A 19,805-nucleotide genomic window follows, 5' to 3' on the forward strand; every position below is an offset into this window, starting at 1 on the left:
GGCGATTTTGTCCAACTAGAACAGAAACTCGTCGGCCTCGGCTTCCGCCGCGACGGTAACCGGCGTACGCGCCTCCTGCGCCAATCCGCATCGTTCGAGCACAGCATTGTGGATCTGGCGTTCCGCCGCCATGGTGTAGCTCGGCCAGATCACTCGCGCGATGAAATCTCCCGCCTGCGCGAGCAGATGCGTCTCCGGGAGTTGCGCTCCGGCCGCGAGCAGCAGCTCACGGGCCGCCCCCGTGATGAGATCGCGCATAGCTCCGGTGCTCGAGAAGGATAGCCCGGCCTGCTGGATCACGGCGCCGAACCTCTCGCCCTGCCGCAGCAACTCGTCCAGGCTCGCACCGAGCCGATCGCCGCTGTGGCGCATGATGGCGAGCGAGTTGCGCATCATCTCGTCGCACGCGGCGAAATAGGTAGCGTCCAGCTTCCCTTCGCGCTTCAGCACCGACGAGGCGGCCTGCATCTGCGTGAACGCTGGAGTCAGCTTCCGCGAATCGGTGGCCACCTGGTCGGCCGCGAATTTCAGCTCCTGGGCGATCACCACGAGACTGCGCCCGCCGGTGCCGATCCGCGCCGCGCGCAGTCCCGCATTCATCCCGATCAGGACGATGTTCGTGGCGGTCGCAGCAAGCGCCTCGACCGTGCCCTGGCAATCATCGAGAACGCTCGCGACAGCTTTGGTGACGCGGTCGACGCCGGCGCGGGCGATGTCGCAACGGCCGAGGAGCTCAGAAGCCTCTGCCAGATCGGCCTCCAGCTCGACCAGGAACGATGCGGTGCCGCCACCGCGATAGAGCGACCTGACGAGATCGATCAGTTGCGTGGTCTCGCGGTCAAGCAGGACGAGCGCGCTGTTGATCTCTTCGACATCGGGACCGAGAGCGCCGGCTGCGCCTTCGAGCTGCGCCGATTGCAGCCGCAACAGCATATCGCCGCAGGCGAGGCGCACCGCGCCGTCCAGATCGGCCGCGCCCCCCGGCACCTCGCCCAGACGCAGCCCGGAAATGGCGTGTTCAAGCCTCTGGCGTATGCTGTCGCCGGCCTGGAGAGCGATAATGGCGCCACCGGTGGCCAATGTGATCCGGCCCGAGATCGCGGCCGCCTCGGCGGTCAGCGCGACGCTACGGCGCTGACGCTCGGCGACCTCCGCCAGCGTCTGGTCGAGCTTGCCTGCCAGCGCCGCCAGCGACTTTCCGTACCGCCCTTCGAATTCTCGCTGTGCCTTCAGCGCGGAATCGAGGAGGCTACAGAGCCGCGCCTGATCGCGCGCGCAGCGTGTGATCGTGCGCTGGGCTTCTGCGGTCAGCGTGCCGATCTCGCCGGCAAAGTCGCCGAAATCACTCCCCACCATCGGAATGGATATGGCCTCGATCCGTGCGCCGCGTGCGAGGATGGTGATGAGGCGCATCTGCTCGAGCAGCCGTTCGAGAGCCTGAGAGGCAATGTGGCTGTGGATCGACAGGTCCTGAAGCGCGCAGGTTTCGGAGGCAAGGGCGTGGTTCAGCACACGCAATTCGCCGGCGAGACGATGCAGCGCCGTGCGGGCCTGTTCGATCTCGGTGCCTGCCAGTTCGCGCGACAAGGCTCCAAGCCGCTCATTCAGGGCCTGAAACAGTTCCAGCCCGTCGCCGAGCTGCTGCCCGGCGGTGGCGAAGGTCACATCAATCGCGCGCGCATTCGCATCCAGCGACAGGATCAGCCTCGATAGTCCTTCGTTATCCCGAAACATTCTGCCCCCGACGCAATGCTACTCATCCTCAGGCGGTTTGGGCGATCTCGCCTGCCCCACCGCGCCCGAGCTGCGGCCAGGCCATGATCTCTTGAGGCACGCGCGCAAGGCCGATTACGCGCTGGGCGGCACCAAGCTCGATCGCCTCCTTAGGCATGCCGAAGACGACGCAACTCTCCTCGTCCTGCGCCAGCGTGTGCGCGCCTGCCTTGCGCATTTCGAGCAGCCCGCGAGCACCGTCATCGCCCATGCCAGTCATGATCAGGCCGAGTGCGTTGGCGCCGGCATATTGGGCGGCCGAGCGGAACAGCACGTCCACGGACGGACGGTGGCGTGAGACATGCGGGCCGTCCTTGATCGCAACGCGATACTGCGTCCCGGCGCGCTGCAGAAGCATGTGACGATTTCCCGGCGCAATCAGAACGCGGCCGGCCCGAAGCTCGTCGCCGTCCTCCGCTTCCTTGATCTCGACCGCGCAAATGCCGTTCAGCCGGCGGGCAAAGGCGGCCGTGAACTTCTCAGGCATGTGCTGCACCACCGCAATGCCGGGACATGTGACCGGCAGAGCCGTCAGGACCTCCCGAAGGGTCTCGGTCCCACCGGTCGAAATGCCGATGCAGACGATACGATCCGTCTCGCTGCGGACGCGGACGGGGACCGGTGGCGGCATGATGACATCCGCGGTCAGCTTCTTTTCGACCGGCGCACGCGCGGCCCTAGGGCGCAGCCGCGCCTGAGCGGCCGCCCTGACGGAGTGCCTCAGCCGATCCGCCGTCTCGATCAGCGCGTTGCGCGTGTCGATGCGCGGCTTCGGCAGCACGTCGACCGCCCCGGCTTCCAGCGCATCGAACAGCGCCCGCGACCCCGCCTCGGTCAAGGTCGAGCAGATGATCACCGGAATGGGCCGCTGCGCCATGATCTTGCGCAGGAAGGTGAGCCCGTCCATCCCCGGCATCTCGATGTCGAGGATCATGACGTCCGGCAATTCGCTCTGCAGACGGCGCACCGCGGCAAAGGCATCGGCTGCCGTTCCCATGACCTCGATGCCCGGATCGGCACTCAGGATCGAGCTGAGCACCTGGCGCACCGAGGCTGAGTCGTCGACGATGAGCACGCGGATCGGTTGACGGGTCATTCTGCTGCCCTCCTGAGCGCGGCGGGAGCGGCCTGATAGACGGTCGGGACGATCTGCTGCACTCCGGCGATGCCGCTGCCCGCCATCGATTCCGAATGGCCGAGCATCAGGTATCCGCCGGGTCGAAGATGCGACACCAGGCGTTCGATGACGGCCTTCTGAGTCGGCCCGTCGAAATAGATCAGCACGTTGCGGCAGAAGATGACGTCCACGTCCCGGTCGAATGGATAGCTTTCGTCCATCAGGTTCAGCCGCTCGAAATGGACTTTTCTGCGCAGTTCCGGCGCGACCCTGACGACTTCTTGCCGCGGATCCTTCGATCGCATTAGGTAGCGCTGCTGCATGGCCGACGGCACCGGCGCAACGAAGGCGCGCGGATAGATGGCCGCTCTCGCCTCGCGCAGGACCTCCGTCGAGATATCCGTGCCCAGGATCGAGAAGCGGATCGGCTTGGCGGCATTCACCAAATCCTGCAGCACCATGGCGACCGTGTAGGCTTCCGCCCCCGTCGAGCAGGCGGCGCTCCAGACCTTCAGGCCGGCCGGGAGCGAGTCATGCCGCTGCAGCAACTGCGGCACGGCGACATTGCGCAGAAACTCGAAATGGCTCGGCTCGCGAAAGAAATCGGTCTTGTTGGTGGTCACGCAATCGATCAGGTGCACAAGCTCGTCGTCGAGCCCGCCGCGTTCGAACAGATGGGCGCCATAGCCGGACACCCCTGCCAGGCCAAGCGCACGGGCGCGCTTTCGCAGCCGCCCCTCGACCATGGTGCGTTTGGTGGGTGGCAGCTTGATGCCAACCCGACTCTCGATGATCGCAGCGATGGCCGAAAAATGCTTATCAGCCAGATAATCCGAGGTGTCCGACATGGTTGGCCTCATCGGCGTCAAGCTGCCTTGCCGGCAGCGAGATCGGCCAGAGGAAGACCATCGGCTTCCATCAGGCGCTCGAGATCGAAGATGACGATGAAGGCTTCGCCCTTGCGGCCGATCCCGGCGATGTAGTTCGATTGCCAGCGGCCGCCGACATCGGGGGCGGCCTCGGTCTGGTCGGCATCGAGGCCGGTGACCTCGAAGACGCGATCGGCGACGAAGCCGACGCCCCGGGTGCGGCCCTTGACCGGCACGTCCAGGATGATGATGCGCGTCGCCTCGGTTGGCTCGGCGCGCGGCAGGCCGAGCTTCGTGCGCAGATCCACGATCGGATAGCCGGCACCGCGAACATCGATCATGCCGAGCAGGAAGGCCGGCGCATGCGGCAGCTTCGAGATCGGACGCATGTCGAGGATCTCGCGGACATTGCGGATATCGATGCCGAAGAGCTCATGATCGATGCCAAGGGTCAGGTATTGTGCGGTGTCGGCCATGGGAGACTCGCGATGCGGCTGGGGAGCCAGGCGGATTGAGGCGCGGAGAGGCCGGCCCCGCCGCCTGGGCGGGGCCGGCATGCGCTCAGGCGCGGTGGAAAGCGGCGTCGTGCTGGTCCTCGCCGTCATCCATGTCAAAGGCGAAGCCGCCATTGACGACCTTCTTGGCCGGACGTGTGCTGGAGGCAGGCGCCCGCTTCGGCTGCAGCGCGCTCGCCATGGCCGTGGCCTTGCCGCGCAGCATGGTGACGGCCCTGTCGACCCCAGCCGGGCGCGGCCCGTCCTTGCGCGCGCCGCCTTCGCCGAGCCGGAAGAAGGCAATCGTGGCCTGTAGCGTCTCGGCCTGAGCCGAGAGTTCCTCGGAGGTTGCGGAGACCTGTTCGGAGGCTGCCGCGTTCTGCTGCGTCACCTTGTCGAGCTGCTGGATCGCCTGATTGATCTGGGCGGCGCCGACATCCTGTTCGCGGCTGGCGGAGGTGATCTCCTCGACAAGCTCGGCGGTCTTCTTGATGTCGGGCACCAGCCTGGCCAGCATCGAGCCGGCCTCCTGCGCGACCTTGACGGTATCGGACGACAAGGTCCCGATCTCGGCTGCAGCCGCCTGGCTGCGCTCGGCGAGCTTGCGCACTTCCGAGGCGACCACCGCGAAGCCCTTGCCATGCTCGCCGGCACGGGCCGCCTCGACCGCCGCGTTCAGCGCCAGCAGATCGGTCTGGCGGGCGATCTCCTGGACGATGTTGATCTTGGCGGCGATCGTCTGCATCGCATCGACCGCCTTGCCCACCGCAACACCGCTCGCCTCGGCATCCTTCGCGGACTGCGTGGCCATCTTCTCCGTCTGGCTGGCGTTCTCGGCGTTCTGCTTCACATTGGCCGCCATCTCCTCCATCGACGAGGAGGCTTCCTCCGTCGAAGAGGCCTGCTCGGTGGAGCCTTGCGAGAGCTGTTCGGCGCTGGCCGACAGCTCCTGGCTGCCCGCCGACATGTTCTCGGCGGCGCTGGTCACCTGGCCGACGACATCGCGCAGCTTCTCGACCATGTTCTCGAGAGCGATGCCGAGGGTGTCCTTCTCCGACATCCTCTTCGCCTCGACGGTCAGGTCGCCATTGGAGATCGCATTGGCGACAGCGGCGGTATCGCTGAGATTCGCCGTCATCGCGTTCAGCGCGGTGACCAGATCGCCGATCTCGTCCTTGCTCTTCACGGAGATCGACTGTCCGAGGTCGCCGATCGCAACCGCGTTGGCCAGTCCGACCGCGCTCGACAGGCCGCGGCTGATCGAAAGAGCAATCCAGGTGGCCGCGATGATGGCGATCAACAGCGAGCCCAGGACGATGCCGATGAGGAGCGTCTTCGCGAAGGCCGCCTGTTCGCTTGCTTCCTTGGCGGCGGCGGCAGCCGACTGCTTGATGAAGTCGGTATACTCATCAAGGCCTGCCATCATGTCGGTGACGGCCTCGCCGCCCTCGCCCATCGAAACCGTGCTGGCCTTGATGTTCCCCGCCTCGCCCGCAACGGCTGCGATCCGGAGGGCAGCATCGATCCCCTTGTCGAAGGCAGCGAGCATGTTTGCCGGCGACACCCCCTGCTCCGCAAAGGGGGCGGCCGCCTTGGCGAGCGCGGCGCGGACGTCGCGGGCCTGCGCCTCGGCCGATTTCTGCAGCTTCTCGACCTCGGCCACGCTCGTCGCGCCGAACAACTGCCCGATCGACCGCGTCAAGCGCAGCCATTCCAGCCGCACCGACTGGAAATCGAGAGCCAACCGCAGCGCCTCCGGCGAAGCGGAAGGCTTGGTGAGCTCGTTCAGGACCGCCGTGGAGGCGACCGTGACGCCTTGGATGAGCGGCGTCATCTCGCTGCCCCAGAGTTCCGCGGCACGGTTGTTCGAATTCAGCTTGGCGTTGCGGATAACCTCGTCCTGCGCTGCGAAGAAGCGGTTGATCTTGGGCGTCAGAGCCTCCCAGCGGCGTTTTCCGGCCTCGCCGGCCTGGGCCTGGATTTGCTCCTTGAGCTTCATGGCGTCGAGGCGATTCTGAACCGCACTCGCGGCTTGAGCGAGTATCTCCTTGTCGGTTGCCGCCATGACGGCATTCTTTTCAGAACGCACCGATCTGTTCATCATGCTGCGCACGTCGCTGATCTGATCCAGCCGGTTGGTCCAGTTGATCAGCACGCCCTGCGTCTCGGACATGTCGGACAGCTTTTGATAGGAAAGCCCGCCTGCCACCATGGACAAGGCGATGACGATGCCGAAGGCACCGGCCAGTTTGGTCTTGATCGTCAATCTCATACTCAGTCCCCGATAAGCAACGTAAGGATTTCATGCGCTGGATTGGCAGCGCTTCAGCTCAGAATCTTCTCGAGATCGGGAACGATCACGAATTCGTCGTTCCACTTGGTAATGAAACGGATGAATTCAGGCCGCCAGTGCATTCCCAGGCGCGGGGTCTGCTGGATCTGGGCCGTCGAGATTTCGGTCACCTCGTAGACCTTGTCCGCCATGATCCCGAGCGCAACGGGATCACCGTCGATCTCGATCTCGACGACAACGATGCGCGTGTCCGCCGTGTCGGCTTGCCGTCCCATGCCGAAGCGCAGACGCAGATCCGCCAAGGGGATGACATTGCCGCGCACATTGATCAGCGCCGGCAGGAAGGCGCGCGCGCCTGCAACCCGCGTCGCAGGGACCGGGTCGATGATCTCGCGCACCGCCTCGGCTTCGATCGCGAAGATCTCGCCACCGAGGCCAATCATCAGGACCTGAAGCCGCATCTCCCCGGCAGGCTGCGCGCCATGGCTGGCGCTGCCCTGTGTCTGAATCCGCATCATGCCGCCTCAGGAGTCTTTTCGGTTTCGGCGCGGCTCTGGCCGAGCGAAATGAGTTGAGCGACGTCAAGAATGAGCGCAGCGGAACCGTCGCCGAGGATTGTCGCGCCCGAGAACATCGTGACATCGGAATGGAGCTTGGAGAGCGACTTGATCACGGTCTGATGGCTGCCGATGATCTGGTCGACGACGAGGCCGGCGCGCGTGTCCCCCGTCGTGGTGATGATGACCTTCTGGTGCGGGTCGGCCTCGCCATCAGCCTCGAAGAGATCGCGCAGCCTCAGGAAGGGCACGAGGTCGCCGCGGACGTTCAGGAAGTTGCGCCCGCGCGCCCGGGCGTCCTCGGCCGCGGTCAGTTCGACGCATTCCTCGATCGCCGAGAGCGGAATGATGTAGCGCCCTTCCCCGACGCGGATCAGCAACCCTTCGATAATGGCAAGCGTCAGCGGCAGCCGCAGCGTCACCGTGCTTCCATAGCCAGGCACGGTCGCAAGATCGATCGTGCCGCGCATGGCTTCGATCGTGCGCTTCACCACGTCCATGCCGACACCGCGGCCTGACAGCGCGGAGATCGTCCGAGCGGTGGAGAAGCCGGGATGGAACAGGAACTGATGGATCTCGTGCTCGCTCAAGGGCGCTCCAGCCGCGATCAGCCCCTGCTCCTCGGCTTTGGCGCGGATGCGGGCCGTGTCGAGCCCGGCGCCGTCATCCTGCACGGTGACAAGCACTTGAGCGCCGACATAGCGCGCGGCGAGTTCGATGCGCCCCGTCGCCGATTTGGTGGAGCCGGCGCGTGTCTCAGGCGCTTCGATGCCGTGGTCGATCGCGTTTCGGATGAGATGGACCAACGGGTCGGCAAGACGCTCGATCATCGTCTTGTCGAGTTCGGTATCCTCGCCGACGGTGATGAAATCGACGGGCTTGCCGAGATCGCGCGAGAGGTCGTGGACGAGACGGCGGAAGCGGCCGAAGAGCGAACCCATCGGCACCATGCGCACCCCCATCGTCGAATCGCGCAGTCCCGACGCCAAGCGCTCGATTTCCTCGGCGATCGATTTGATCGCGAGGTCGGTTCCGGAATGAGCGAGCTGGCTGAGCCGCGCCTGCGCAATGACGAGTTCGCCAACGCGGTCCATCAACTCATCGAGACGCTCGGCCTGGACGCGGACGGTCGAGGTCTTGTCCTCGCCACGGCGGACGGCCTCGCTCCGCTCACCCGTTGCACGCTCCACCGGCACGGGTTGCGACTCTTTCGCAATGGCGGCAGCGGCGGTCGCGGCGGCAACCACCCCCTCGCCCTCCATCGTCGTGGGATGCTGCGCATCCGCGCTCGCGACCGGGCCGCGCGGCGCGATGCCAAGCTTCATCTCGTCGCGGACGAACATGAAGACATCCTCGATGTCCTCACGCGAGCAGCCGTTTTCGAGCTCGACCGACCATGCGATCATGCACGTCTCCGGATCGAGCGTGCCGAGGTCCGGCAGGGCGTCCAGATGCGCGGCAACCGTGCATGAGCCGAGCGCACGGAGATCGTCCAGCAGCACCAGCGGATTGGTGCCGTTGCGCAGGATATCCGGCTCGAAAGCGATCTCGATCAGCCAGCCCGTGCCAGATGCGGCAGGCGCGGCAGGAGTCTCGTCGGCAGCAACGCTGGCGGGGGATGCTACGGCTCCTGCCGTGCCCGAGGCGATCAGGGCCTGGAGTTCTTCGACGATCGCCTCGCCAATGATCGGATCGGTCGAGTCGGGATCGTCGATCAGCGCGCGAATATAGTCCTTAGCGGCCAAGGAGACGGTGATGATGTCACGCTCCGCCGAGATCTTGCCCTTGCGGATCATATCGAAGGCGGTTTCGAAATCATGGGTGAAGGCGGCGACCCGGTCGAAGCCGAACATCGCCCCCGACCCCTTGATCGTGTGCAGCGCCCTGAAAGCCGCATCGATCAGATCGCTGTCCTGCGGCGTCTGACCGAGATCGAGCAGCGCCGCTTCCAAACTGTCCAGCAGGTCGCTGGCCTCCTGCCGGAATGTTTCAGCCGGGTCCAGCTCCATCATGTCCGCACCAGCTTGGCGACGACCGCAAGCAGTTGCTCCGGCTTGAAAGGCTTGGTGATCCACCCGGTCGCACCCGCGGCCTTTGCCTGCTGCTTGATCCCGTCATCGGACTCGGTTGTGAGGAAGACGATCGGCACTCCCGTGAAGGACGGGAGCGCACGCAAGCTGCGGATCATCTCGAGGCCGTTCATCACAGGCATGTTCAGATCGGTGATGACGAGTTCGAAGCGCTCCGCCTTCGCCTTGGCCAAGCCTTCGGAACCATCGCCCGCCTCCACCACCCTATGGCCGGAGGGCGCCAGCACGAGCTTGATCATCTGCCGCACGCTCGGGGAATCGTCGACAGTCAGAATTGACGCCATGCCACTCAAGCCTTGTTGGTGAGATTGCAGTCACCGAGCTGCGCGGGCGAGATCCCTGCGCGCGCCAGCGCGGCGTTCAAGATTTCGGACGGCCCCCGCAGACTGATGCGCTTGCCCGCGGCACGTGCGGTGCGGCCGGCCGAAACCAGGAGCTGAAGCCCGGCGAGGTCGATCATGCTGAGGGCCGAACAATCGATTTCGACCTCCGCCTCCGCCTGGACAGCAGAGCTGATCTCATCGAACAGGTGGCGCACCGTTCGGAGCGAGCAATCCCGCGGAAGCATTAACGTCAGCACGAATCGAACCTTTTATGCTTGGGCGCACGTTCCTTCCGGTCACCGAGATCTCATCTGCGATCTAATGTGGAATTCAGCCATTAGTTGGCAGAATTACACGCGAACAATTGAGATGGTTTAGACCTGAAACGTTTTAACAAGCCCAGCTTTACGTTCAATTCTGATCAATATATTAATCGCGAATCAGATGTTGCGCTGTTTGTCAGGCGGTTGCGCCCGGCGAATCCAAGTTGCGCAATCTGTCTCCTTGCTACGCCTACCGCAAAAAAAACGACGGCGGATTCAGGCGATCCGCCTGGCCTAGGAATTTCTGGATGGGTCGACACCTGGGATATCCGGCGCCGCCATGCGGCCAAGCGCGCGGCAGCAAGCTTGCCGCCGTTAATTGTCCGGGCCGCGCGCCGAGATCGAGAGTGGCGTGATGACACGACACTATCACCGCGCACCGGCGCGGCGGCAGGCACTGCATCACTTCGTCACCCACGACCCCAACGAAGCGATGGAGCACTTTGCAGCATTCGGAGCGAGCATCGCGATCTCGCAGCCGAACAGGCCCTCGGGACGCATTGAGATCAGCACGCTCAATCATGCGTCGGATGGCATTGTCTTCACCCGGACGAGCTTCGAGGATCCGGTCGAGATCCAGCCGCGGCAGAGCCCATGTGGATACGAGCTTCTGCTGGCGCTCAAGGGGGCGACAAACATCGAACTTGAGGATCGCGTCATTCGCTGCGAAAGGCTGCAGGCGGCGATTTTCGACGTCGGCGAGACCAAGGCGCTGCATCGCTCGGCTCACTCCGAAAACTATTCCGTCCTCCTCGACAGAAACCTGCTGACCAACCGCCTGTTCGAACTGACAGGGGCGCCGGTCATGCACAAGCTCAGATTCGAGGCCGAGCTCGACCTCGAGCAGCCTTCGGTCGGCGCCCTGAGATGCTTCCTGATGGGGCTCGATCTGTCGATGCTGGTGGAATTGCTGCAGGATTCCCGGCATGGCGCGCGACGTTTGAGCGCCCTGCTGGCCGATCTCATTCTCGAGGTTCTGCCCCATAACCATACCAAGGCGCTGGAACGGAGCTCCCATGTCATCGCCCCAAAGCACGTCAAGCGGACGATCGAATTCATCCGGGAGAATGCCCGCCGGCCGATCACTCCCGAGGAGCTCGCTGCGGTCGCCGGCGTCAGCTTGCGGGCTCTGCAGTACGGCTTTCAGAAGTTTCTGAGGGTGTCGATCTCGGAATACGAACGGTCGGTGCGGCTGGAGGGCGTCCGACGCGAGATCGAAGGCAATTCTGGTGAATCCGTCGGAGAGATTGCCCGCCGCTGGCGCTTCTCCAATTTCACTCGCTTCAATGCGCAGTTCGAGGCAGCCTTTGGCGTGAACGCGGTCGCGCTGCGCGCTCAACTCGGCCAATTCCCGTAATCACGAGCACCCGCGAATTGGAATCGGATGCAATGATCGGCACGTTTTCGTCGTGCTTGCGCCCGATACCACCGGTCGCGCGTGGAATGCCTGGCCGCGACGGAACTGGGACGCGATGAGGCAGGGCTTGCGGCCGGCCTACGCGCCGCGGATTCTGGGCGTATCGTTCTCATTGGAGCGCGATCGCGCCCGATGATCCGGATGGGCCGATGGTCCGGCCGCGACGGTCGGCCCGGCACGAGCATGGGATTCCGGCGAGCGGGGACCCGGTGCAACAACTGCATTCGCCACGCCGTCATTTCTGCCGAGGGTCTGGCGGAAGATCTCGCCACTGCCGATATGCTTCAGATGTCGGTGCCCTGTCCGCGGTTCCATGAACCTGACAGCGCCGGGCGATGTGCTCAGCACGATGAGCGCGTCGGTGCGGCGAAAGGGGAACGAACCCAACTCCGAAAGGTGAATCGCCATGACGAAGCTGATCATCCGCAACCCGGAGGAATGCGTTGCCGCGGTAAAACGCGCCCAGGCTTTGAGCGGCGCCACAGCGGGAAGCGAACAAGAGCAAGAGTTTGAAGCGCTCTCCCATGCGATCAAGGTCTATGAAGATTCGATCGCGATGATGCGCGGCGTTGGGCGGAAAGCCTCCGAACAACCAGAAGAGGGCGTCTCCGATATTGCCGGGCAGGAATGAGGAGACTGCCAACCCGCTGGCCGCAACGGCTAGACCGTCATCCGCGTGCCTCGGTGGCAGGCGCGCAAGATCATTCAAGTGATCGAGCGATCTCCCGGCGGCTTCGCTTCGGCGGGACTGGCTCGTTGGCTTAAGGCATGATCTCGCCCAACGCTCTTCAAGCGGTACTCGCCGCCGATATTCTGGCCGAGATGTCATTGCTTCGGGGAGATCAAAACAAAAGAAGGGGGCCGGAACTGGAAGGCCGGCTCCCTTCAGGTGGCGCGGTGCTAGGCTTATACGCCGCGCAACGGAATAACGCGGACAACGCTGCACAAGTTCCCTTTGGGTAAGCATATGCGCTGGGGAGCCGCGGTTTTCCGGCAATCCTTCCGGCAGATCGCACGGCGTTAGACCTCGCCCGGGGCCGGCCCGTCTTCGAGATCGAAGACCCGACCTTTCGATCGCGCGTGGCGCTGGCGCCGGGCTGGCGAGACGGCGCCAGCATCGGCGATTGACAACGCAAACGCCTATATTTCAAACTTAAAATATTAGACCCAGGGGAACGGGCATATGCGGGTGATCATCGTAGGTGGCGGCATCGGCGGATTGACGCTGGCGCTGATGCTTCACGCGCGCGGGGTCGCAGCGACGGTCTACGAGCAGGCCAGCGAGATCCGTGAGGTCGGCGTCGGCATCAACACCCTGCCGCATGCGATCCGGGAGCTCGCCGATCTCGGCCTGCTGCCGGCGCTCGACGAGGCCGGCATCCGCACGCGCGAGCTCGTCTACATGAATCGCTTCGGGCAGGCGGTCTGGCGCGAGCCGCGGGGCCTGCATGCGGGGGCGCCGGTGCCGCAGTTCTCGATCCATCGCGGCAGGCTGCAGCGCGTCATCCGCGACGCCGTCGCCGAGCGTCTGGGTGGCGACGCGATCCTCACCGGCCGCCGCCTGCTCGGCTTCATCCAGGACGAGGGCGGCGTCACCGCCCATTTCAGCGACGCGCGCTTCGGCGAGGCCGGCGAGACCGCCCGCGGCGACATCCTGATCGGCGCCGACGGAATCCACTCTGCCGTACGGGCCTGCTACTTCCCGAACCAGGGACCGCCGTGCTGGCAGGGCGTCCAGATGTGGCGCGGCGCCTGCGATTGGCCGGTCTTCCTCGACGGCGAGAGCATGATCATCGCTGGCGGCATGGCCGGCAAGCTGGTGCTCTATCCGATCGGCAAGGGAGCGAGCACGACCACGCGGCTCACCAACTGGGTCGTCAATATCCGCAACGGCGACCCCGAACGCCCGCCACCGAAGGAGGCCTGGTCCAAGCCCGGCCGGCTCGAGGACGTGCTGCCTTTCGCGCGCCGCTTCAGCGTGCCGGACATGGATATTCTCGGGCTGATCCGCGCGACCTCGACCTTCTGGGAATATCCGATGTGCGACCGCGACCCGCTGCCCCGCTGGACCCATGGCCGCGTCACATTGCTTGGCGACGCCGCCCACCCGATGTATCCGGTCGGCTCGAACGGCGCCTCACAGGCGATCCTCGATGCGCGCTGCCTCGCCGACTGGCTGGTGAAGGCCGAGCATCCGCGCCAGGCGCTCGCGGCTTATGAGGCACAGCGCCTGCCGGCGACGGCCGAGGTGGTGGCGATGAACCGGGTCGGCGGGCCGGAGCGGGTCATCGACGCGGTGGAAGCGCTGGCGCCGAACGGCTTCGACGATGTCGAGCGCGTGCTGGGCTATGCCAAGCGCGAGCAGATCGTGAAGTCCTATGCCGGCAAAGCAGGGTTTTCGGCCGAGCAACTCGCAGCCCGCAAGGGCTGATCAGCCGGCTTCGGTCAACTGGCGGATGCGAGCCTTCAGGCCGACATTGGCCGTCTCGCAAGCCTTGAGACGGCGCATCAGGTCGAGCGGCACCGCCGCGGCCGGCTCGGTGAAGACAATGCCGATCCGCTCGCCGCTACGCCAGACCGCGCGGGCCGAATATTGACGCTGCCGCGACGGGATTTCGATCTCGAAGGCCTGGGGCAGCGCGACCGCATCCGACAGAACCATCAGCGCGCCGGCCTCTGACAGATTGCGGATCGTGCAATCCAGGGTGGAGCGCCCGCCGTTGAAGGCGGCCACTCCGCTCAGCAGGGTGCGCTGGCGCGGTGCTCGGCGACGTTCGGCATCCATGGTGACTGCCCCTCCGCGGACTCACAACCTTAGATTGCAAAACATTAAGCAGAGGCTGCGCGCTTTTACACGCTCAACGATGGATCATCCTTAACGGCAGCGCCGGCCGGGGCTGAAGCGGCCGGTGGCGAATGGATGCCGCCCGCGCGCGGCCGCCCGCTCACGCCCCGTCGGGCGGCGGCGGCAGGAAGTCGACCTCGTGCCTAGCCGAAAGCGCGACGACATCGGCCGGCTTCTGTTCGGCCATGGAATGGATGCCCCAGAACAGATCGTAGAGCCGGCCGGTCGGCGAAACCCAGAACAGGCACTTCACCGTCGCATCGCTCTTGTTGAACAGGCCGTGCGGCACGTTGCGCGGCAGGCGGATCAGGTCGCCGGCAGTGGCGAAGCTCTCCTGCCCATCGAGCACGAGATCAAGCCGGCCCTCCAGCATGTAGACGAACTCGTCCTGCGTCGTGTGGATATGCGGCGGCACGAAGGTGCCGGGCGGCAAGGTGGCGTGCCAGGAGAAGCTGTCCTCCGACAGCGTTTTCGGCACATAGGTCTGGCCGAGGATGTTCCAGGAGATTCCGTCGAGGCCCTCATTGGCGCGCGTCACGCCGGCGGTCAGCGGCTTCATAGGTGTTTCCTCTCTGTTGAAGATCGGTTGATCGTAGAACACATCGTCATCCCGGACGCAGCGAAGCGGAGATCCGGGATCCATCGTCGAGCGCCGGCGTCCTTCGATGGATCCCGGCTCGGCGCGGCTTTCGCCGCTTGGCCGGGATGACGGCGCGGGTGCGATAACTGAAGGAACGAAACCTCGATTGTCCTGTGCCCTCTAGAAATGCAGGAAACGATCCTTCACGGCACTGTCGCTGCGTAGCTCCGCGCTGGTGCCGCGCCAGACGACGCGGCCCTTCTCCAGCACGACATGGCGGTCGGCGATCCGGACGAGAGCGTCGACGTTCTTGTCGATCACGAGAATGGATTCCCCTTCCGCCTTCAGCGCCGTCAGGCAGTTCCAGATCTCCTCGCGGATCAGGGGCGCGAGCCCCTCGGTGGCTTCGTCGAGGATGGTCAGCCTGGGATTGGTCATCAGCGCGCGGCCGATCGCCAGCATTTGCTGCTCGCCGCCGGAGAGCTGATTGCCGCGGTTCTCCCGCCTTTCCCTGAGGCGCGGGAAGAAGGCGTAAATCCGTTCCAGGTCCCAACGCTTCTTGCCGGAACGGTCGGCCGCAGTGGCAATCAAATTCTCTTCGACCGAGAGCGTCGGGAAGATCTGGCGCCCCTCTGGCACGAGCCCGATGCCGGCCTGCGCGATGTGGAAGGGCTGGGCGCCGGTCAGGTCTCGGCCGCCGAAGGCGATACGCCCGGCCCGAGTCGGCAGCAGCCCCATGATGGCGCGCACCGTCGTGGTCTTGCCCATGCCGTTGCGGCCGAGCAGCGTCACCACCTCGCCTTCGCCGACAGCAAGATCAACGCCGAACAGGATCTGCGCTTCGCCATAGCCGGCATCGAGCCCTTCGACGGTCAACATGGCGCGTAGCCGGCCTTTGTCATTCCGGGGCGCGCAGCGAACCCGGAACCCACGACTGGGTCCGACAATCCCGCAGTGTCCAAACTGGCTCGCCCGGTCGTGGGTTCCGGGTTCTTCGCTTCGCGAAGCCCCGGAATGACAAGGCGAGAGTAATAGACCGCCATCTCAGCCCTCCTCGCCGAGATAGGCCTGCCGCACGGCGGGATCAGCCTTGACGGCAGCGGGCTCGCCCGAAGCGATCACGCCGCCATAGACCAGTACGGTGACGCGGTCGGCGAGCGCGAAGACGGCGCTCATGTCGTGCTCGACCAGCAGCATGGCGTAGCGGCCCTTGAGACTCTGCAGCAGAGCGATCAGCCGCTCGCCCTCCTCATGGCCGACACCGGCCAAGGGTTCGTCCAGCAGGATGAGCTTCGGCCGCAGCGTCAGCGCCATCGCGATCTCCAGCGCGCGCTTCTCGCCATGGGACAGGCTGCCGGCGGGCGCATGGGCGCGACTGGCGAGACCGACCGCCTCCAGAGCCTCCCAGGCGGGTGCGTTGAGCGCCTCGTCGCGCGCGGCGTCGCGGAACAGCGAGAGCGGATGGGCGCTGTGCGCCTGCACGCCGAGCGCGACATTCTCCAGCGCCGAGAGCGAGGCGATGGTCGAGGTGATCTGGAAAGTGCGGGCGAGCCCCGCTTGCGCCCGCTTCTGCGGCGGCAGGCGGGTGATGTCCGTGCCGCCGAACAGGATCGCGCCGGAATCCGGCCGCAGCGTCCCGGAGATCTGATGCACCAGCGTCGTCTTGCCGGCGCCGTTGGGGCCGATCAGCGCATGGAGCTCGCCCGGCGCGATGGTGAGGTCGACGCCGTTGGTGACCTTGAGCGCGCCGAAGGATTTGGCGAGCCCCTTCAATGCGAGCGCCGGTTCAGCCATTGCCGGGCTCTTTGAGCTTGGCGATGAGGCCGGCAATGCCGCCACGGGTGAACAGCACGAAAAGTATGATCAGCGGTCCGTAGATCGCCTTCCAGTTCTGGGTCAGCGATGACAGCACATCCTCCACGGCCAGAAGGGCGATGGCGCCGACGATCGCGCCATAGAGCGAGCCGACGCCGCCGAGCACGACCATGAAGATCAATTCGCCCGAGCGCTGCCAGGACATGAAGGCCGGGCTGACGAAATCGGTCTGGTTGGCGAGCAGGAAGCCGGAGACCCCCGCCATCATGCCGCTGATCACATAGGCGGCGAGCCGGACATGACCGACATCATAGCCGGTCACCGTGACGCGCACGGCGTTCTCGCGGGACGCCCGCAGCACGCGGCCGAAGCGCGAGGCGACCAGCCGGCGCGCCAGCCAGTAGCAGACCGCCAGCGTGCCGAGCGCGATGTAGTAGAAGCCGGTGCGGTTGGCGAAGATCTCCCGCCCCAGGAACGTGCTCTTCTCGTAGAGCGTCAGCCCGTCATCGCCGCCATAGGCCGAGAGCGCCTGGGCGAAATAGAAGGCCATCTGACCGAAGGCGAGCGTGATCATGATGAAGGCGACGCCGCGCGTGCGCAGCGAGACATAGCCGGTGACGGCCGCGAAGATCGCGCAGACGAGCAGGATGAGCGGCAACGCGACCAGCAATTCGGTCTGGCCTTCGGTGATCAGGATGCCCGCGCCATAGGCCCCGATGCCAATGAAGGCCGCGTGGCCGAAGGAGACGAGACCGCCGACGCCGAGGATGAGATCGAGCGAAAGCGCCGCGATCGCGAAGATCATTGCCCGCGTCACCAGCGTCAGCCAATGCGAGGGCAGGCCGAGCGCGGTGGCCAATGGCAGCAGCGCCAGCAGGCAGAGGATAACGAGCGGCGCCAGCCGGCGGGCGGTGGGAAGTGCCGGGCGCCCGATGGCCGAAGGCGTCGTAACCGCGCTCATGAGCGCCCCTTGGCCGGCAGCAGCCCCTCCGGCCGCACGAACAGCACGGCCGCCATCACCAGATAGATCAGCATCGAGGAGAGGGCCGCCCCGGTCGCCCGCGCCGAGGCCGGCGCCATGAACAACCGCAGCAAATCGTTCATGAAGGAGCGGCCGAGCGTGTCGACCAACCCGACGATCAGCGCCCCGACGAAGGCGCCGCGGATCGAGCCGATGCCGCCGACCACGATAACGACGAAGGCGAGGATCAGCACTGTGTCGCCCATGCCGGGCTCGACTGAGAGGATCGGCGCCGCCATCACCCCGGCAAAACCGGCGAGCATTGTGCCGAAGGCGAAGACGATCATGAACAGCTTGCGGATGTCGACGCCGAGCGCGGAGACCATCGGCGCGTTCGAAGCCCCTGCCCTGAGCAGCATGCCGGTCCGGGTCTTCTCGACGACGAACCAGAGCAATGCGCCGACGCCCAAGCCAGCCGCGATCAGGGCGAAGCGGTAGACGGGATAGAGGACGTCGCCGAGCAGCCGGACGTTGCCTGAGAGGAATTCCGGCACCGGCACCGAGAGCGGCGCCGCGCCCCAGATCATCTTCACCGCCTGGTTGAGCAGCAGGATCAGCCCGAAGGTCGCCAGCACTTGATCGAGATGGTCCCGTTCATAGAGGTGGCGGAAGACCAGGAACTCGAAGGCCAACCCTAGTAGCAGCGCCGCCGCGAGCGCCAGCACGAGCCCGAGCATGAAGGAGCCGGTCAGACCGACGAAGGTGACGGCGAGATAAGCGCCCAGCATGTACTGGACGCCGTGGGCGAGGTTGATGAAGTCCATCACGCCGAAGACCAGCGTCAGGCCGGCGGCGACCAGGAACAGCAGGATGCCGAACTGGAGGCCGTTCAGGAGCTGGACGATCAGGAGGCTCGTGGTCATCGCGCGGTCCTACGTCAGGGCCGGTCATGAGACGTCATGCTCGAGCCTGACCCGAGCATCTCGTGACGAAGAGATCCCCGGGCCGAAGCTTCGCTTCGCCCGAGGATGACGCTTCGCGTCACTTCAGCGCGCAATCCTTGGCGTGCGGATCGGCATAGTCGGCAAACACCTTTTCCGCGATCTCGGTCTGGAACTTGCCGTCGGCGCGCTTGGCGACCTTGACGAGGTAGAAGTCCTGGATCGGATAGCCGTTGGTGTTGAACTTGAACTTGCCGCGCAGCGAGGTGAAGTCAGCCTTCTTGATGGCGTCGCGCAGCTTGTCGGGATTGCCGGTGCCGCCGGCCGCCTTCACGGCCGAATCGATCAACATCGCCGCGTCATAGGCCTGCTGGGCGTAGGAACCCGGCACGATCTTATAGGCGGCTTCATAGGCCTGGACGAACGCCTTGGTCTGCGGGTTGTCCATATTGGGCGCCCAAGTCATGCCGCCATAGAGCCCGACCGCCGCATCCTGCTGCGCCGGCAGGGTCGATTCATCGACCGTGAAGGCGGAGAGGAAGGGGATCTTGCCCTGCAGCCCGGCCTGCGACCACTGCTTGACGAAGTTGACGCCAAGGCCGCCGGGGAGGAAGGCGAAGACGACGTCGGGCTTCGTCGAGGCGATCTTGGCGAGGTCAGCCGAGAAATCCAGCGCGTTCAGCGGCGCGTAGACCTCGTCGACGATCTCGCCCTTGAAATAGCGCTTGAAGCCGGCGAGCGAGTCCTTACCGGCCTGATAGTTCGGCGCGATAATGTAGGCGGTCTTATACTTCTGGTCCTGCGCGTATTTGCCGAGGACCTCGTGCACCTGGTCGTTCTGGTAGGAGGTGACGAAGAAGTTCTTGTTGCAGGCCTTGCCGGCCATGGTGGACGGGCCGGCATTCGGGCTGATCAGGAAGGCACCGGAATCGAGCACGGGCTTGGCGATGGCGCCAAGGATGTTCGAGAAGACCGGGCCGACGACAAAGGCCGGCTTCTCGCTTTCGACATAGCTCCGCACCCGGTCGACCGCGACGTCCGGCTTCAATTCGTCATCGATCACGGTGATCTTGACCGGTACGCCGCCGAGCTTGCCGCCGTTCTTGTCGACCGCGAGCTGGAAGCCGTCGCGGACCTGCTGGCCGAGCGCCGCTCCGGGGCCGGTCAGCACGCTGACCACGCCGATCTTCATCGGCTCCTGCGCCTGCGCGGATGCAATGGAGAATGCCAGCGCCCCGCAACCCAGCGCGAGTGCGAATTTGAGTGTCGTCATCGATGCCCTCCCGGGACGAACGAGCGAAAAGGGGGCGCGGCCGGGTTCCCTTGGACTTCTATGGCTCACGCCGGAGCATAATGTTTCAAGCTTAAAATATCTGCAAGGGTCTGCCCGGCAGAAATTTTGCGCCG

At 65.1% G+C, this 19,805-nt stretch carries 20 protein-coding genes; 3 read left to right on the top strand and 17 right to left on the bottom strand.

What is annotated here, in order from left to right; translation table 11 throughout:
- Positions 1-15 precede the first annotated feature (15 nt).
- The 9 genes from AB4Z16_RS02500 to AB4Z16_RS02540 all read right to left on the bottom strand — a co-directional run bounded on the left by AB4Z16_RS02500 (position 16) and on the right by AB4Z16_RS02540 (position 9,761).
- Positions 16-1,734 carry a coiled-coil domain-containing protein gene (locus AB4Z16_RS02500; RefSeq protein WP_441509730.1) on the bottom strand — a complete coding sequence of 573 codons (1,719 nt, stop codon included), beginning with the start codon at positions 1,732-1,734 and terminating at the stop codon, positions 16-18.
- Between the two features lie 28 nt (positions 1,735-1,762).
- A complete protein-coding gene (locus AB4Z16_RS02505; protein ID WP_441509731.1) occupies positions 1,763-2,869 on the bottom strand; it encodes a protein-glutamate methylesterase/protein-glutamine glutaminase in 1,107 nt (368 codons plus the stop codon).
- Entirely contained in the window at positions 2,866-3,750 is an 885-nt protein-coding gene (locus AB4Z16_RS02510) for a CheR family methyltransferase (protein WP_441509732.1), read from the bottom strand. Before AB4Z16_RS02510 ends, AB4Z16_RS02505 begins: the two co-directional genes overlap by 4 nt.
- A gap of 5 nt (positions 3,751-3,755) precedes the next feature.
- Positions 3,756-4,235 carry a chemotaxis protein CheW gene (locus AB4Z16_RS02515; protein ID WP_441509733.1) on the bottom strand — a complete coding sequence of 160 codons (480 nt, stop codon included), beginning with the start codon at positions 4,233-4,235 and terminating at the stop codon, positions 3,756-3,758.
- Positions 4,236-4,320: 85 nt separating this feature from the next.
- Entirely contained in the window at positions 4,321-6,525 is a 2,205-nt protein-coding gene (locus AB4Z16_RS02520; RefSeq protein WP_441509734.1) for a HAMP domain-containing methyl-accepting chemotaxis protein, read from the bottom strand.
- A gap of 53 nt (positions 6,526-6,578) precedes the next feature.
- Complete coding sequence (locus tag AB4Z16_RS02525) at positions 6,579-7,061, bottom strand: chemotaxis protein CheW (RefSeq protein ID WP_441510111.1); 483 nt, start codon at positions 7,059-7,061, stop codon at positions 6,579-6,581.
- A complete protein-coding gene (locus AB4Z16_RS02530) occupies positions 7,061-9,115 on the bottom strand; it encodes a chemotaxis protein CheA (protein WP_441509735.1) in 2,055 nt (684 codons plus the stop codon). The genes AB4Z16_RS02525 and AB4Z16_RS02530 overlap by 1 nt, the downstream gene beginning before the upstream one ends.
- Positions 9,112-9,477, bottom strand: a complete 366-nt coding sequence (locus tag AB4Z16_RS02535) for a response regulator (RefSeq protein WP_441509736.1) — start codon at positions 9,475-9,477, stop codon at positions 9,112-9,114. The genes AB4Z16_RS02530 and AB4Z16_RS02535 overlap by 4 nt, the downstream gene beginning before the upstream one ends.
- A 5-nt stretch (positions 9,478-9,482) precedes the next feature.
- Positions 9,483-9,761 carry an STAS domain-containing protein gene (locus tag AB4Z16_RS02540; protein ID WP_441510112.1) on the bottom strand — a complete coding sequence of 93 codons (279 nt, stop codon included), beginning with the start codon at positions 9,759-9,761 and terminating at the stop codon, positions 9,483-9,485.
- A gap of 433 nt (positions 9,762-10,194) precedes the next feature.
- Here AB4Z16_RS02540 and AB4Z16_RS02545 point away from each other — a divergent pair, with 433 nt between their 5' ends.
- Positions 10,195-11,196 carry a helix-turn-helix transcriptional regulator gene (locus AB4Z16_RS02545; protein WP_441509737.1) on the top strand — a complete coding sequence of 334 codons (1,002 nt, stop codon included), beginning with the start codon at positions 10,195-10,197 and terminating at the stop codon, positions 11,194-11,196.
- Positions 11,197-11,334: 138 nt separating this feature from the next.
- On the opposite strand, the gene AB4Z16_RS02550 is transcribed toward AB4Z16_RS02545, so the two are convergent.
- Complete coding sequence (locus AB4Z16_RS02550) at positions 11,335-11,679, bottom strand: hypothetical protein (RefSeq protein WP_441509738.1); 345 nt, start codon at positions 11,677-11,679, stop codon at positions 11,335-11,337.
- Here AB4Z16_RS02550 and AB4Z16_RS02555 point away from each other — a divergent pair.
- Positions 11,663-11,887 (top strand): hypothetical protein, encoded by a 225-nt coding sequence (locus AB4Z16_RS02555; protein WP_441509739.1) that lies wholly within the window; start codon positions 11,663-11,665, stop codon positions 11,885-11,887. The two genes, AB4Z16_RS02550 and AB4Z16_RS02555, sit on opposite strands and share 17 nt — an antisense overlap.
- A gap of 552 nt (positions 11,888-12,439) precedes the next feature.
- Entirely contained in the window at positions 12,440-13,687 is a 1,248-nt protein-coding gene (locus AB4Z16_RS02560) for a flavin-dependent oxidoreductase (protein ID WP_441509740.1), read from the top strand.
- Here AB4Z16_RS02560 and AB4Z16_RS02565 read toward each other — a convergent pair whose 3' ends face one another.
- The 7 genes from AB4Z16_RS02565 to AB4Z16_RS02595 all read right to left on the bottom strand — a co-directional run bounded on the left by AB4Z16_RS02565 (position 13,688) and on the right by AB4Z16_RS02595 (position 19,671).
- Entirely contained in the window at positions 13,688-14,041 is a 354-nt protein-coding gene (locus AB4Z16_RS02565) for a PilZ domain-containing protein (protein WP_441509741.1), read from the bottom strand.
- A 160-nt stretch (positions 14,042-14,201) separates the two neighbouring features.
- On the bottom strand, positions 14,202-14,660 hold the full coding sequence (locus tag AB4Z16_RS02570; protein WP_441509742.1) for a cupin domain-containing protein: 459 nt from the start codon (positions 14,658-14,660) through the stop codon (positions 14,202-14,204).
- A gap of 201 nt (positions 14,661-14,861) precedes the next feature.
- Complete coding sequence (locus AB4Z16_RS02575; RefSeq protein ID WP_441509743.1) at positions 14,862-15,560, bottom strand: ABC transporter ATP-binding protein; 699 nt, start codon at positions 15,558-15,560, stop codon at positions 14,862-14,864.
- Between the two features lie 165 nt (positions 15,561-15,725).
- Positions 15,726-16,475: an ABC transporter ATP-binding protein gene (locus AB4Z16_RS02580; protein WP_441509744.1), complete on the bottom strand. Its 750-nt coding sequence runs from the start codon at positions 16,473-16,475 to the stop codon at positions 15,726-15,728.
- Entirely contained in the window at positions 16,468-17,457 is a 990-nt protein-coding gene (locus AB4Z16_RS02585) for a branched-chain amino acid ABC transporter permease (RefSeq protein ID WP_441509745.1), read from the bottom strand. Before AB4Z16_RS02585 ends, AB4Z16_RS02580 begins: the two co-directional genes overlap by 8 nt.
- Complete coding sequence (locus AB4Z16_RS02590) at positions 17,454-18,380, bottom strand: branched-chain amino acid ABC transporter permease (protein ID WP_441509746.1); 927 nt, start codon at positions 18,378-18,380, stop codon at positions 17,454-17,456. The genes AB4Z16_RS02585 and AB4Z16_RS02590 overlap by 4 nt, the downstream gene beginning before the upstream one ends.
- Positions 18,381-18,498: 118 nt before the next feature.
- On the bottom strand, positions 18,499-19,671 hold the full coding sequence (locus tag AB4Z16_RS02595) for an ABC transporter substrate-binding protein (protein WP_441509747.1): 1,173 nt from the start codon (positions 19,669-19,671) through the stop codon (positions 18,499-18,501).
- Between the last annotated feature and the right edge of the window lie 134 nt (positions 19,672-19,805).

The organism is Allobosea sp. TAF32 (assembly GCF_052113585.1).
In the GTDB taxonomy this organism is placed as follows: Bacteria; Pseudomonadota; Alphaproteobacteria; order Rhizobiales; family Beijerinckiaceae; genus Allobosea.

Excerpts from the sequence above, each read along its gene's own strand:
- AB4Z16_RS02545 (WP_441509737.1), top strand. The coding sequence starts at position 10,195 with ATGACACGACACTATCACCGCGCACCGGCGCGGCGGCAGGCACTGCAT.
- AB4Z16_RS02570 (WP_441509742.1), bottom strand. The coding sequence starts at position 14,660 with ATGAAGCCGCTGACCGCCGGCGTGACGCGCGCCAATGAGGGCCTCGAC.
- AB4Z16_RS02580 (WP_441509744.1), bottom strand. The coding sequence starts at position 16,475 with ATGGCTGAACCGGCGCTCGCATTGAAGGGGCTCGCCAAATCCTTCGGC.
- AB4Z16_RS02515 (WP_441509733.1), bottom strand. The coding sequence starts at position 4,235 with ATGGCCGACACCGCACAATACCTGACCCTTGGCATCGATCATGAGCTC.
- AB4Z16_RS02560 (WP_441509740.1), top strand. The coding sequence starts at position 12,440 with ATGCGGGTGATCATCGTAGGTGGCGGCATCGGCGGATTGACGCTGGCG.
- AB4Z16_RS02575 (WP_441509743.1), bottom strand. The coding sequence starts at position 15,560 with ATGTTGACCGTCGAAGGGCTCGATGCCGGCTATGGCGAAGCGCAGATC.
- AB4Z16_RS02550 (WP_441509738.1), bottom strand. The coding sequence starts at position 11,679 with ATGATCAGCTTCGTCATGGCGATTCACCTTTCGGAGTTGGGTTCGTTC.
- AB4Z16_RS02595 (WP_441509747.1), bottom strand. The coding sequence starts at position 19,671 with ATGACGACACTCAAATTCGCACTCGCGCTGGGTTGCGGGGCGCTGGCA.
- AB4Z16_RS02525 (WP_441510111.1), bottom strand. The coding sequence starts at position 7,061 with ATGCGGATTCAGACACAGGGCAGCGCCAGCCATGGCGCGCAGCCTGCC.
- AB4Z16_RS02510 (WP_441509732.1), bottom strand. The coding sequence starts at position 3,750 with ATGAGGCCAACCATGTCGGACACCTCGGATTATCTGGCTGATAAGCAT.
- AB4Z16_RS02520 (WP_441509734.1), bottom strand. The coding sequence starts at position 6,525 with ATGAGATTGACGATCAAGACCAAACTGGCCGGTGCCTTCGGCATCGTC.
- AB4Z16_RS02590 (WP_441509746.1), bottom strand. The coding sequence starts at position 18,380 with ATGACCACGAGCCTCCTGATCGTCCAGCTCCTGAACGGCCTCCAGTTC.
- AB4Z16_RS02500 (WP_441509730.1), bottom strand. The coding sequence starts at position 1,734 with ATGTTTCGGGATAACGAAGGACTATCGAGGCTGATCCTGTCGCTGGAT.
- AB4Z16_RS02530 (WP_441509735.1), bottom strand. The coding sequence starts at position 9,115 with ATGATGGAGCTGGACCCGGCTGAAACATTCCGGCAGGAGGCCAGCGAC.
- AB4Z16_RS02555 (WP_441509739.1), top strand. The coding sequence starts at position 11,663 with ATGACGAAGCTGATCATCCGCAACCCGGAGGAATGCGTTGCCGCGGTA.
- AB4Z16_RS02565 (WP_441509741.1), bottom strand. The coding sequence starts at position 14,041 with ATGGATGCCGAACGTCGCCGAGCACCGCGCCAGCGCACCCTGCTGAGC.
- AB4Z16_RS02535 (WP_441509736.1), bottom strand. The coding sequence starts at position 9,477 with ATGGCGTCAATTCTGACTGTCGACGATTCCCCGAGCGTGCGGCAGATG.
- AB4Z16_RS02540 (WP_441510112.1), bottom strand. The coding sequence starts at position 9,761 with ATGCTTCCGCGGGATTGCTCGCTCCGAACGGTGCGCCACCTGTTCGAT.
- AB4Z16_RS02585 (WP_441509745.1), bottom strand. The coding sequence starts at position 17,457 with ATGAGCGCGGTTACGACGCCTTCGGCCATCGGGCGCCCGGCACTTCCC.
- AB4Z16_RS02505 (WP_441509731.1), bottom strand. The coding sequence starts at position 2,869 with ATGACCCGTCAACCGATCCGCGTGCTCATCGTCGACGACTCAGCCTCG.